The sequence below is a fragment of the Bacillus sp. FSL E2-8887 genome, assembly GCF_038007205.1.
Classification (GTDB): Bacteria; Bacillota; Bacilli; order Bacillales; family Bacillaceae_G; genus Bacillus_A; species Bacillus_A mycoides.
Window position 1 is genome coordinate 92,695 of sequence record NZ_JBBOWS010000003.1, and the last position, 14,111, is coordinate 106,805.

A 14,111-nucleotide genomic window follows, 5' to 3' on the forward strand; every position below is an offset into this window, starting at 1 on the left:
AGGTTCTGGTAAATAAAATTGTGAATCAATAAAAAGGTTCTATCAAATTGGGACATACTGATGCTATGAATCTGAAAATAATGGAAAGTAGTATGAATAAACTAATAGCATTGAAATGAAAACATTATTAATCAGAAATTTATGCTATCCATAAGATGGTAGATATGATACAAGCTTTCAAGATTTGATAGGGATGATGATAAACGTAACTTCAATAGTTACAATGATATCAATAACTATTAAATTTGTAAATAGTAAACTTAGTAAAATTAATGTTAGATTAAAGAATTGAAGCTTATTGGAGGGTAGAGAAATCGTTTATAGAAATCTATTTTCAAGTTTTTTAGTTTATAACAGTTGAAGGAAACGGTATGCCATCAGCCTATTAAGTCATTGTCATTGTATATTCATATTAGAATCCATCTAAATATAATTTATAGGAGAATGACATGATAAAAAGAGTGACTTCGATTTTTTCGATTATAATGATTTTTATATTTACTATAGGTCAGAATTTCACATCTATAATAGCAAATGCACAAGAATTAAATAAAACAGGACTAGTTGATAGTTTTATATTTGATAAAACGGAACTAAGTGTCGGTGAACAGACGAGAATACGCGTTAATTTTAGTGAAAAACCTGGATTGGAAATAAAAACGGGAGATACATTAATGTTAGCGTTGCCCCCGGAATTAAAAGGATTCAAAGGAACGATTCCATTGAACAATGAGCAAGGGCAAAATTTTGGTACTTGTCAAATAAATACAACTAATGTGGTATGTACATTTAGTGATGTAGCTGAGAAACTTCTAAATGTTAGGGGGCATTTTTATTTTCAAATTGAAGCGACTCAGGATGTAGCATCGGGAGAAAAGAAAACAATCAATACGGATCTAGGTACAAATTTAGAGGCTCAAAAGGTAACGATTACTGGTCCAACTAATAATGGGGGAAGTAGCCCTGGAACATTTCACTCTAAAGGGGGCAGTATTAAACCCGAAGACACCGGTATAGTAAATTGGTGGTTAAATATAAATGGTGCAAAACAAAATGTAGATACAGATATTGTTTTGACAGATACTTTGCAACCGGGACAAACACTTAATCAAGATAGTTTCCGTATTGGAGGATTTGCCGCTCCAATGCCACCTCAAGAATTTCAAGCCCAAGGTTATGGAACGGTTACTTTTATCGGTGATAACGCGTTTAAAGTTGTGATTAATAAGGATAAGGCAAGTGGTATTACTTTTGCTTTCTCCTATACATCTACTATAACTGCAAGCGGAAAGAGTCAATCATATTTTGATAATCAATATACGGTTGATTACAAGATTACGAATGAAAATCCTGTATCAACTTCGGGTAATGCTAGAGTTAACAATATAGATCAGGGCGGCGGTGCACAAGGCGATTTACCCCCTAAAGGAACGTTAAGAATTGTGAAGCACATTGCCGGAGATGAGACGAAATTTATACCGAATGTTTCATTTAACTTATATACAGAGTCAGGTCAGCAAATTGGCGATACTTATACAACGGATGGACAAGGTATGGTTGAGGTCCCTAATCTAGACCCAGGAAATTACTATGTACAAGAGATTGCAGGTCCAAACTATTTGGATTTTGATCCTCAAGTAAAAGTGCCTTTTACAATTGATGCAAATGCTGAAAAAGGCGTAAAGCTTGCTATTCCGAATAAAGTGAAAACGACATCTGTTTCAGGAACGAAAAATTGGAATGACAACAATGCAACAGATCGCCCAAGCTCAATCCAAGTAGAGTTACTGCAAAATGGAAATTCAATCAAAAAACAAGATGTATCAGCAGCGAATAACTGGAACTATACGTTTGCAGATCTACCAGCATATGATAATGATGGTAATACTTATACGTATACAGTAAAAGAAAAACCGGTAGCGGGATACAAATCGGAAGTAAATGGCTACAACATTACGAATACAAAAGATGCAAAAACATCTGTTTCAGGAACGAAAAATTGGAATGACAACAATGGAACAGATCGTCCAAGCTCAATCCAAGTAGACTTATTGCAAAATGGAAACGTAATTCAAACACAAGACGTAACAGCAGCAAGCAGTTGGAATTATACATTTGCAGACCTAGCACAATATGATGCAAATGGTGTTGCTTATACGTATACAGTAAAAGAAAAACCGGTAGCGGGATACAAATCGGAAGTAAATGGCTACAATATTACAAATACAAAAGTAGCGAAAATGACAGTAGAAGGAACGAAGACGTGGAAAGACGGAAATGCAACAGACCGTCCGGCAACGATCAAAGTAGACTTACTACAAAATGGCAATGTAATCGGAACACAGGACGTAACAGCGGCAAATGGTTGGAAATATACATTTACAAATTTAGAATCATATGATGCGAGCGGTGTTGCTTATACATATACAGTAAAAGAGCAACCGGTGGATGGATATAAATCTGAAGTAAAAGGTTATGACATTACAAATACAAAAGTAGCGCAAACAACAGTAGAAGGAACAAAAACGTGGAAGGACGGAAATGCAACAAATCGTCCGACAACAATCAAAGTAGACTTACTACAAAATGGTCAAGTAGTTGCGACGCAAGAAGTAAGTGAAGCAACAGGCTGGAAATATGGATTCAAAGATTTAGCGGCATATGATGCCGAAGGCAATGCGTACAAGTATGAAGTAAAAGAACAACCGGTGGATGGATATAAATCTGAAGTAAAAGGTTATGACATTACAAATACAAAAGTAGCGCAAACAACAGTAGAAGGAACAAAAACGTGGAAGGACGGAAACGCAACGAATCGTCCGACAACAATCAAAGTAGACTTACTACAAAATGGCCAAGTAGTTGCGATGCAAGAAGTAAGTGAAGCAACAGGCTGGAAATATGGATTCAAAGACTTAGCGGCATACGATGCCGAAGGCAATGCGTACAAGTATGAAGTAAAAGAACAACCGGTGGATGGATATAAATCTGAAGTAAAAGGTTATGACATTACAAATACAAAAGTAGCGCAAACAACAGTAGAAGGAACGAAGACGTGGAAAGACGGAAACGCAATAAATCGTCCGACAATGATCAAAGTAGACTTACTACAAAACGGAAACGTGATCAAAACACAAGACGTACTAGCAGTAATGGGTTGGAAATATATATTTGCAGATTTAGAAGCATACGATGCGAATGGAATAGCTTATCAGTATGAAGTGAAAGAACAACTAGTAGTGGGATATCAATCTAGCGTAAGCGGTTATGACATTACGAATACAAAATTAGGCGAAACGAAAGTAGAAGGAACAAAGACTTGGAACGATAACAACGCAACAGATCGCCCAAGCTCAGTTAAAGTAGATTTACTACAAAACGGTAAAGTAGTAGACACAAAAGAAGTAACAGCGGCAACAAACTGGAAGTATACATTTGAAAAACTCCAAGCATACGATACAAACGGGATAGCTTACATCTATACAGTGAAAGAACAATCGGTAGATGGATATAAATCCGAGGTAAAAGGTTATGACATTACAAATACAAAGGTAGGTCAAACAACAGTAGAAGGAACAAAAACGTGGAAGGACGGAAACGCAACAAATCGTCCGGCAACAATCAAAGTAGACTTACTACAAAATGGCCAAGTAGTTGCGACGCAAGAAGTAAGTGAAGCAACAGGCTGGAAATATGGATTCAAAGACTTAGCGGCATATGATGCCGAAGGCAATGCATACAAGTATGAAGTGAAAGAACAACCAGTAGATGGATATAAATCCGAAGTTCACGGTTATGACATTACAAATACAAAAGTAGCGCAAACAACAGTAGAAGGAACAAAAACGTGGAAGGACGGAAACGCAACAAATCGTCCGGCAACAATCAAAGTAGACTTACTACAAAATGGCCAAGTAGTTGCGACGCAAGAAGTAAGTGAAGCAACAGGCTGGAAATATGGATTCAAAGACTTAGCGGCATATGATGCCGAAGGCAATGCATACAAGTATGAAGTGAAAGAACAACCAGTAGATGGATATAAATCCGAAGTTCACGGTTATGACATTACAAATACAAAAGTAGCGCAAACAACAGTAGAAGGAACAAAAACGTGGAAGGACGGAAACGCAACAAATCGTCCGGCAACAATCAAAGTAGACTTACTACAAGACGGTAAAGTAGTAGACACAAAAGAAGTAACAGCGGCAACAAACTGGAAGTATACATTTGAAAAACTTCAAGCATACAATGCCGAAGGCAATGCGTACAAGTATGAAGTAAAAGAACAACCAGTAGATGGATATAAATCCGAAGTTCACGGTTATGACATTACAAATACAAAAGTAGCGCAAACAACAGTAGAAGGAACAAAAACGTGGAAGGACGGAAATGCAACAAATCGTCCGGCAACAATCAAAGTAGACTTACTACAAGACGGTAAAGTAGTAGACACAAAAGAAGTAACAGCGGCAACAAACTGGAAGTATACATTTGAAAAACTTCAAGCATACAATGCCGAAGGCAATGCGTACAAGTATGAAGTAAAAGAACAACCAGTAGATGGATATAAATCCGAAGTTCACGGTTATGACATTACAAATACAAAAGTAGCGCAAACAACAGTAGAAGGAACAAAAACGTGGAAGGACGGAAATGCAACAAATCGTCCGGCAACAATCAAAGTAGACTTACTACAAGACGGTAAAGTAGTAGACACAAAAGAAGTAACAGCGGCAACAAACTGGAAGTATACATTTGAAAAACTTCAAGCATACAATGCCGAAGGCAATGCGTACAAGTATGAAGTAAAAGAACAACCAGTAGATGGATATAAATCCGAAGTTCACGGTTATGACATTACAAATACAAAAGTAGCGCAAACAACAGTAGAAGGAACAAAAACGTGGAAGGACGGAAATGCAACAAATCGTCCGGCAACAATCAAAGTAGACTTACTACAAGACGGTAAAGTAGTAGACACAAAAGAAGTAACAGCGGCAACAAACTGGAAGTATACATTTGAAAAACTTCAAGCATACAATGCCGAAGGCAATGCGTACAAGTATGAAGTAAAAGAACAACCAGTAGATGGATATAAATCCGAAGTTCACGGTTATGACATTACAAATACAAAAGTAGCGCAAACAACAGTAGAAGGAACAAAAACGTGGAAGGACGGAAATGCAACAAATCGTCCGGCAACAATCAAAGTAGACTTACTACAAAATGGCCAAGTAGTTGCGACGCAAGAAGTAAGTGAAGCAACAGGCTGGAAATATGGATTCAAAGACTTAGCGGCATATGATGCCGAAGGCAATGCGTACAAGTATGAAGTAAAAGAACAACCGGTGGATGGATATAAATCTGAAGTAAAAGGTTATGACATTACAAATACAAAAGTAGCGCAAACAACAGTAGAAGGAACAAAAACGTGGAAGGACGGAAACGCAACAAATCGTCCGGCAACAATCAAAGTAGACTTACTACAAAATAGCCAAGTAGTTGCGACGCAAGAAGTAAGTGAAGCAACAGGTTGGAAATACGGATTCAAAGACTTAGCGGCATATGATGCCGAAGGTAAGGTATATAAGTATGAAGTGAAAGAACAACCAGTGGATGGATATAAATCCGAAGTTCACGGTTATGACATTACAAATACAAAGGTTGGTAAAACAACAGTAGAAGGAACGAAGACATGGAAGGACGACAATGCGAAAGATCGTCCGGCAATGATCAAGGTCGACCTACTACAAAATGGCCAAGTAGTTGCGACGCAAGAAGTAAGTGAAGCAACAGGTTGGAAATACGGATTCAAAGACTTAGCGGCATATGATGCCGAAGGCAATGCATACAAGTATGAAGTAAAAGAACAACCAGTAGATGGATATAAATCCGAAGTTCACGGTTATGACATTACAAATACAAAGGTTGGTAACACAACAGTAGAAGGAACGAAGACATGGAAGGACGACAATGCGAAAGATCGTCCGGCAATGATCAAGGTCGACCTACTACAAAATGGCCAAGTAGTTGCGACACAAGAAGTAAGTGAAGCAACAGGTTGGAAATACGGATTCAAAGACTTAGCGGCATATGATGCCGAAGGTAAGGTATATAAGTATGAAGTAAAAGAACAACCAGTAGATGGATATAAATCCGAAGTTCACGGTTATGACATTACAAATACAAAGGTTGGTAACACAACAGTAGAAGGAACGAAGACATGGAAGGACGACAATGCGAAAGATCGTCCGGCAATGATCAAGGTCGACCTACTACAAAATGGCCAAGTAGTTGCGACACAAGAAGTAAGTGAAGCAACAGGTTGGAAATACGGATTCAAAGACTTAGCGGCATATGATGCCGAAGGTAAGGTATATAAGTATGAAGTAAAAGAACAACCAGTGGATGGATATAAATCCGAAGTAAAAGGTTATGACATTACAAATACAAAGGTTGGTAACACAACAGTAGAAGGAACGAAGACATGGAAGGACGACAATGCGAAAGATCGTCCGGCAATGATCAAGGTCGACCTACTACAAAATGGCCAAGTAGTTGCGACGCAAGAAGTAAGTGAAGCAACAGGTTGGAAATACGGATTCAAAGACTTAGCGGCATATGATGCCGAAGGTAAGGTATATAAGTATGAAGTAAAAGAACAACCAGTGGATGGATATAAATCCGAAGTAAAAGGTTATGACATTACAAATACAAAGGTTGGTAAAACAACGGTAGAAGGAACGAAGACATGGAAGGACGACAATGCGAAAAATCGTCCGGCAATGATCAAGGTCGACCTACTACAAAATGGCCAAGTAGTTGCGACGCAAGAAGTAAGTGAAGCAACAGGTTGGAAATATGGATTCAAAGACTTAGCGGCATATGATGCCGAAGGTAAGGTATATAAGTATGAAGTAAAAGAACAACCAGTGGATGGATATAAATCCGAAGTAAAAGGTTATGACATTACAAATACAAAGGTTGGTAAAACAACAGTAGAAGGAACGAAGACATGGAAGGACGACAATGCGAAAGATCGTCCGGCAATGATCAAGGTCGACCTACTACAAAATGGCCAAGTAGTTGCGACGCAAGAAGTAAGTGAAGCAACAGGTTGGAAATACGGATTCAAAGGCTTAGCGGCATATGATGCCGAAGGTAAGGTGTATAAGTATGAAGTAAAAGAACAACCGGTAGATGGATATAAATCTGAAGTAAAAGGTTATGATATTACGAATACAAAAATCAAGGAAGATCCAAAAAATCCGAGCGTAGATCCAAAAGACCCGAGCACAGATCCAAAAGATCCGAGCGTAGATCCAAAAGATCCAAGCACGGATTCAAAAGTTCCACCTACTAAAGAAAATACTAAGACATCAGTATGGCTTCCTAACACAGGTGGAACATCAATGGAGATGATTTCATATATTGTAGGAATGTTGTTGATGGCTTTAGGTGGATTCGTATTTGTTCGTCAACGAATGAGATAAAAAGACTGGTTATGGTATAAAAAATCTATCAAACTTGGACATACTAATACTATCAACTTAGAAAGACTAGAGATTATGTATATCTAAGCCAAGCAATTTCAATGGGAAACTATTATCAACTAGGAATAATCTTAATCATAAGTGACTTAGTAGAAATAATAGGTGAAAATAGAATGTATATTGCTTATGTAGTGATTATAATCTGGATTCATCATTATGATTTATAACGTACCGTTGATTCAAAATCAAAAGGCCGTAAAGCGCTTTGTATAAAACGCTTTACGGCCTTTTCTTATTTTAAAATCTTTTGTTATAACAGGTTTTGCGATATGGGAAAGTGTATGAAAGACTTTAGTCTAACTTTTAGGTTTGGAATGAAATTTCCGTTTTTTTCACAGAAACTACTTGTTTGTTAACTAATACTTCATGGTTCTAGGATGTACCTAAAAAGATGAATAAGAGTTTTCTTTTTCGAGAGTAGATATAGGAAGATTTATATTAACTGTTGTTCCTTTTCCTACTTCACTTTCAATAAGTATCTTTCCTTGGTGTTTTTCAATAATTTTATAACAAATCATTAATCCTAAACCGATACCATTTTCTTTGATACTATAAAATGGTTCCCCTAGATAAGGTAAACGTTCTTTTTCAATTCCACACCCGTAATCGGTAAATTGAATGTTTACCTGTTTTTTATCAGGTGCATATTCGATTTGAATCAAGATTTGCCCTCCCATTGGTGTTGCTTCAATCGCATTTTTTAAGATATTTATAAAAGCTTGCTTTAATTGATTCCCTTCACAAAGTATGAATGAAGTATCAGATGTAAACTCAGTTGTAATTTGTATGCAATTCATTATCGCTTGAGGTTCAAGTAACATTACAATTTGCTTCATTAATACATTCAGGTCATTAGTTTTAATTTCTAATGCCTCAGGTTTTGCTAATGTCATAAATTCATTAGTAATACTATCTATACGTTCAATCTCTGATAACACTATATCTATATAATGCTCAATGTTCTTATTTTCCATTGATTTTAATAACTGCATGAATCCTTTCATTGCTGTTAAAGGATTTTTAATTTCATGAGCAATTGCAGTGGATAATTGACCTACTACAGCAAGTTTCTCCGATTTTCGTAATAATTCCTCTGTTTTTAATCGTTCAGTGATATCTCGAGAGATACTTAAGAAAACGTTTTTGCCATTCAAGCTGAAAATATGGATACTAAATTCTGTTGTTATTGTTTTTCCTGTTGGAAAAGTATATTCATCTTGTAAAGTAAAAAAAGATTGTCCTTCTTTAATTTTTTCTAACATTTTTATGATCATTCTAGAATCTTGAGAAACAATATTGAAAAACGGTATTGAGAGAAGCTTTTCTCTACTATACCCAAATCTTTTACACCCGACAGGATTTACTTCAATGAATTGAGTTGGAACCTTATCCTCATTCAGTTCTACTACGTAAACCGCATCAGTTGCTTGTTCGATGAGCGCACGGTATTTCATTTCACTGTCTCTTAATTGTTGATGTAATTGACGGCGTTCTCTTTCTGCTTGTTTCCTTTCAGAAATGTCTCTACAAATTCCTGATAAAGCAATTATATTGCCCCTTAAATCTAGAATTGGTGAAACCGTCACGTTTACATCAATTAGAGTTTTATCTTTTCGTTGTCTAACTGTTTCTAACCTAGTAATAATAGGGTCTTGTATATTGGTATTACTAATATTTTTGATTAACTCTAAAGTTTCATTCATTAAAAAATCAGGTACGCAAGGTAATTTTTTTCCTACGGATTCTTTTTCTGACCAACCAAAAATCTTCTCATAGGCTTTATTCGCTTGCAACATATGTCCGTCTAAATCAAATATAGTGATAGCATCTACGTTATGATTAATAAATGATTCCAGTCGCTCTTTCGTTACCTTTAGTTCATTTTCCGCATTTATTCTTTTCGTTATATCAACAGTAGAACCAACCACCTCAACCACTGTTCCCTCTCTTTTAACAGGCCTAAGAGAGACAAGTATCATAGTCTCATCATTCGGCCATGGTAGTTCGAAAGTTATTTCTTCACCATTCCATGCCTGTTGATAATACTTTAGTATTCGAGAAACTAAATGGGATGAAATAATGGAAGAATCTATAGTAGGTAAATTCTTCCCTACAACTTGTTCAGAGTGAAATCCTTGTTGATAAAATAATTGTCCATCACACAGAGTATGAATAAATTTCCCATTTGCTTTTTTAAATTTAAAAATACCTCCTTGTAGTTCATGTACGGTATCCCTTAATTCTTGCTTTGATTCTAATAAAGTTTCATTCGCTTTAGCTAGGTCTTGTGTTAAGTTATATAAATTTTGATAGGATTCCATAAGGAAAACGCCAATTAAGAGTCCGCAAGATATAAATAATGTACCTTGGATGTTAAGAAGTATAAGTGAGATAGAAGGAAAAAAGAATCCAAATACCCAATGAATTATGGCTAGATAAACAGCTAGATAAAGAAAGACGCTTTTAAAGGGATGGGTATTTTTGAGATATGTTTTGAATATAGTATATATAGTAGCAATTCCTAAAGCAGCTATCAAAGCTGGTCCCCAATCACCACCAAGGTAGAAAATACGCATAAATAAAATAAACATTAACGTGATCCAACCAGCTGTACGACCAAAATAAATAAACGAAATAATAAGAGGAACGGCTCGCAAGTCATAAAACAATCCCATGTGCTTAAAATTAAAAATCATCAAAATAGCAGCTACGATACCCGCATATGTGCCCTGAAATAAATGGATAAATTTGTGATCCGTTTTCCTTATAAATACTTGAATAAAAATAGCTGAACTAGCTAGGAAAGAAAAAATAGATAGATTAATGAAGAATCCTGTGAATAGCATGCCATATTCCCTCCTTTTTACATGTATTCGACAAAGAGTGTAAAAATCCTACAAATTACATCATAATTAGACTTATTATTCTAAAGAATAAGTTTGTTTTCGGGAGAGAGATATGAGTAGTGATGAAAATCTAGATCCTTTTTACCAGGATTATCAATTGGTTGTGATGGATAATAATATTTATTTAATTTTCAGCACAAAAAGTTTCCATTCCAGAAAAAATAACATTCCAGATTTGTTTGTAATCGATTTTTAATGAATTGTTAATACATTTGGTATCGAATGAGATTATGCTTGTTATTCGGGATTTTAAGTAGCTTAAATGAAGTTTCAGAAAAAAGGTGTGAGAATGATTTTTTAAGGTTGTTGCATATATTTTATTAAGTATTGGAATTTTTAAAGGTTATTTTGGTAGGGTTAGCGAGGATTGTGAAGAAACTTAGTGTAATTGTAAAAATATACGAAAACAAAAAGCATGTAAGGATGAGTTGTAAGCGAACTACTGGAAAGGAAGTGGAGAAATTATGATACATCGATATGAAATTGATTTTTCTGTGATGTATGATGGCAAGGTAACAGACTTACAATCAGCAATTATTCCAGCACATTCTTTAGAAGAAGCAAACAAGAAATTACAATCGGAAGTAAAGCGGAGGTTAGGGAAATGTCGTGTCAAGATTGATCATACAAGTTTACTTGTTTCAGAGAATAGTCGATACACAATTGTATGAAATGAGGAGAGGAGTCTTGCAATCAGCAAGGCTTTTTTATCGTTAGAGCTTGATGGAAAGCGAACAATTACAGAATTAGTATATCTACCCCGACAAGATTGGTCAGAAAATGGTCATATTTTAAATTACAATATCTATACGAGTGTGGATGGTCTTAAGTATGAAAAAGTATCGTTTGGAACATGGGAAAATAATAAGGATAACAAAACTGTAACATTTGAACCGGTTTGCTATTAAATATGTAAAAATAGAAGTGACAAATGGAAAAAATGGATATGCTTCTGCAGTTGAGGTAGATATTTTTGGATATTAAAAATATGTTTGAACTCAACCATCATCTGTAAAAAAACATATATTTTCCGTGGTATTTGCTTTAGATTTCTCGTCTAATATTTAAAGAAATCCGAATAGAAAATGAGTAAGTTTTCCTTACAAAAATGTCACATTCCTGTAAGGTTATTAGATAGTCTAGCTACTTTTTCCATGTCATAATAAAGACATAAGAAACGCCGATTAAAAATTATAAGTTATAGGAGAGTGTCAATCATGATTGTAACAACAACGCAGGGAATTCAAGGGAAAGAAATTAGTGAATATATTGATATTGTAAATGGTGAAGCTATTATGGGTGCGAATATTGTCCGCGATTTATTCGCTTCAGTCCGTGATGTTGTTGGTGGTCGTGCTGGTGCTTATGAAAGTAAATTAAAAGAAGCACGTGATATTGCAATGGACGAAATGAAAGAACTTGCAAGACAAAAAGGTGCTAATGCAATCGTTGGTGTTGACGTAGACTACGAAGTTGTTCGTGATGGTATGTTAATGGTTGCTGTAAGTGGTACGGCTGTACGTATATAATAAGATAGAAAACAGGCTCTCCCCGTAAAGTGTATATGCTTTACGGGGATTTTTTTGTTGGGAAAATTTTAAAAGTTATTATAGTTTAGGGGGGACACTAGTTAATAGTTTGGACATTTAATGAAGAGTTTTTTTACAATGGAGTGGATCTAGAAAGAGGTGAAAACTAAGAAATTTGGATGTTAGTTTTTAAATTTTAGAAAAGGAAGAATAAAATATAGTGGACATACAATTACAATAAGGGAATGCAGTATAAATCAGTATACATGCATTCCCTTATTATATTTATCTTGTTCCGACAGAAAACTTCTTCCTCAAAAATGTGAAGGTGTGAAACACCAATTTTAGGTAAGAGATGAATGTCTGTAGGCATAATCCTACGTTTTTTGTATACTGAAGGCATCATACAAGAAAGCGAGGTGCAACCCGTGTTAGTAAATAAAGCATATAAGTTCCGTATCTATCCAAATAAGCGACAAGAAATATTAATTGCTAAGACCATTGGGTGCAGTCGCTTTGTATTTAATCATTTTCTTGCTCTTCGGAATGACACCTCTAAAGAAACTGGCAAAGGATTAACTATCCTTCTTGCTCTGCTGAGCCCACTCAATTAAAGAAGCAATAGGATACGCTTTGGTTAAAAGAAGTAGATAGTATTGCTCTTCAATCCACATAAAAAAACCTCGCAGATGCTTTTTCACGTTTTTTCACAAAACAGAATGATATGCCACGATTCAAGTCTAAAAACAATAAAGTTCAATCCTATACAACAAAACAAACTAACTAACGGTAATATTGCTGTAATGGACAATAAAAGGGCATATTCTAAATGTTACGATTAGACGAAACCCAGGGCGGTACATACCTTGTGTCTATTCTTGGAGAATCAGAAGCGCAACCAGTAGAAAAAAAGATTCGTCTGTTGGTGCTGCTAATCAATCCATTGAAGAGCCATCAGCTAAAGCTAATCTAATTTGTTTAAATCATGGAGAAACTATCTAATTGAAAAAAGAGAGTGCCTTCTTTGAAAAAGGACTATCTTTTCGTATTTTATTATTTATTATTCACATACGTATCAAACCATAAGTGGATATATCCAGCTGTAATACGTTGCGCTTCCATTAAACGTTTTCCAGTAACCGGTGTTACTTCAGCACGCCATTTATCAGCAGCGTCTTGTGATATAGCGGCATCTAGAAACAACTTTTTTGTCTTATCATTAACAATTAGTGGGAAATCTGCTTTTGCACCAACTGCAGAAGCATGAACCCAATCTTCTGGATTTACACTTTTCCAGTTCCAATAGCCATTTCCATCTTTTACTTTATAATTGTCTTTCACAGTATCGACGAAGTTTTCATATTTTGAGTGTAAGGCAATAGGAAGCGAAACGTTGGTAAAGTTCGCTGCATGCATAGGCTGATTAACATCCCCTAAATAATGAAGTGATAATCCTAAATAGAAAAATGCATTTTTAAAATCTTTATTTTGATAGGATTCACCAGCTAATTTAAAATATTTTGCTCCTGTTTCTTTTGCGTGTTTGGCAAGTGGAAGATACGTACTTCCTGTATCAGGATCATAGAAGTGTGAAGCGAATGTGCCATTATCAAAGTACGGATTTTCATAATCGGCAGAGTAGACACCCTTCTCTAACTCATTACGCCATTCATTTAATAGAGATATCTCATTTGGCTTCACAACGGTCTTATTTTGGGCCATAACTTCAATGCCTCTGTTAACAATCCATAAATGAGTACTTACTCCTTCATCATGGATGGCTTCTGCGGACCACTTATGACCAAAAGATGTCCCATATTGATGGCTATTTTCATGTGCAAACGCCACACTTTGAATAGGGGCTGATAAAGCAATTACTGAAGCTAAAGCAAAAATTTTTCTTTTCATAAATATTCCTCCATTTGATATATAATCTAACATCACCCTCATGTATAATCCTAGCATTGATCAGTAAGGAAGTAGATTGCTTTTTGAATATATGCAAAATTTCATATTTAAATTCATTATTACATTACGGTGAATATATTTAGGTCGATATGATGAATTTTGGTTCTGGTGCAAAAATCATTTGAAAGAGACATAGAAAACTACATGGGGTAGCA

General features: G+C 35.6%; 5 protein-coding genes and 2 pseudogenes. 5 read left to right on the forward strand and 2 right to left on the reverse strand.

Features of this window, described 5'->3' with window-relative positions; all coding sequences use genetic code 11:
* Positions 1 to 449 precede the first annotated feature (449 nt).
* Complete coding sequence (locus tag NSQ08_RS29585) at positions 450 to 7,493, forward strand: Cna B-type domain-containing protein (RefSeq protein WP_340780626.1); 7,044 nt, start codon at positions 450 to 452, stop codon at positions 7,491 to 7,493.
* Between the two features lie 443 nt (positions 7,494 to 7,936).
* Here the strand turns inward: NSQ08_RS29585 and NSQ08_RS29590 are convergent, their stop codons facing one another.
* A complete protein-coding gene (locus tag NSQ08_RS29590; RefSeq protein WP_340780627.1) occupies positions 7,937 to 10,399 on the reverse strand; it encodes a PAS domain S-box protein in 2,463 nt (820 codons plus the stop codon).
* A 524-nt stretch (positions 10,400 to 10,923) separates the two neighbouring features.
* On the opposite strand from NSQ08_RS29590, the gene NSQ08_RS29595 reads away from it, so the two are divergent.
* The 4 genes and pseudogenes from NSQ08_RS29595 to NSQ08_RS29610 form a co-directional block, all read left to right on the forward strand.
* Entirely contained in the window at positions 10,924 to 11,130 is a 207-nt protein-coding gene (locus NSQ08_RS29595) for a hypothetical protein (RefSeq protein ID WP_193649153.1), read from the forward strand.
* A 36-nt stretch (positions 11,131 to 11,166) separates the two neighbouring features.
* Positions 11,167 to 11,443 (forward strand): annotated as a pseudogene (locus NSQ08_RS29600) (discoidin domain-containing protein); the annotation flags it as partial.
* Positions 11,444 to 11,676: 233 nt separating this feature from the next.
* Complete coding sequence (locus tag NSQ08_RS29605) at positions 11,677 to 11,988, forward strand: heavy metal-binding domain-containing protein (RefSeq protein ID WP_000637500.1); 312 nt, start codon at positions 11,677 to 11,679, stop codon at positions 11,986 to 11,988.
* A gap of 428 nt (positions 11,989 to 12,416) precedes the next feature.
* A pseudogene (locus NSQ08_RS29610) lies at positions 12,417 to 12,898 on the forward strand (helix-turn-helix domain-containing protein); the annotation flags it as partial.
* 143 nt (positions 12,899 to 13,041) lie between these two features.
* Here NSQ08_RS29610 and NSQ08_RS29615 read toward each other — a convergent pair.
* Entirely contained in the window at positions 13,042 to 13,896 is an 855-nt protein-coding gene (locus NSQ08_RS29615) for a phospholipase C (RefSeq protein ID WP_193658943.1), read from the reverse strand.
* Between the last annotated feature and the right edge of the window lie 215 nt (positions 13,897 to 14,111).

Bases quoted from the DNA above. Each gene is read 5' to 3' on its own strand.
- NSQ08_RS29590 (WP_340780627.1), bottom strand. From the start codon at position 10,399: ATGCTATTCACAGGATTCTTCATTAATCTATCTATTTTTTCTTTCCTA.
- NSQ08_RS29595 (WP_193649153.1), top strand. From the start codon at position 10,924: ATGATACATCGATATGAAATTGATTTTTCTGTGATGTATGATGGCAAG.
- NSQ08_RS29615 (WP_193658943.1), bottom strand. From the start codon at position 13,896: ATGAAAAGAAAAATTTTTGCTTTAGCTTCAGTAATTGCTTTATCAGCC.
- NSQ08_RS29605 (WP_000637500.1), top strand. From the start codon at position 11,677: ATGATTGTAACAACAACGCAGGGAATTCAAGGGAAAGAAATTAGTGAA.
- NSQ08_RS29585 (WP_340780626.1), top strand. From the start codon at position 450: ATGATAAAAAGAGTGACTTCGATTTTTTCGATTATAATGATTTTTATA.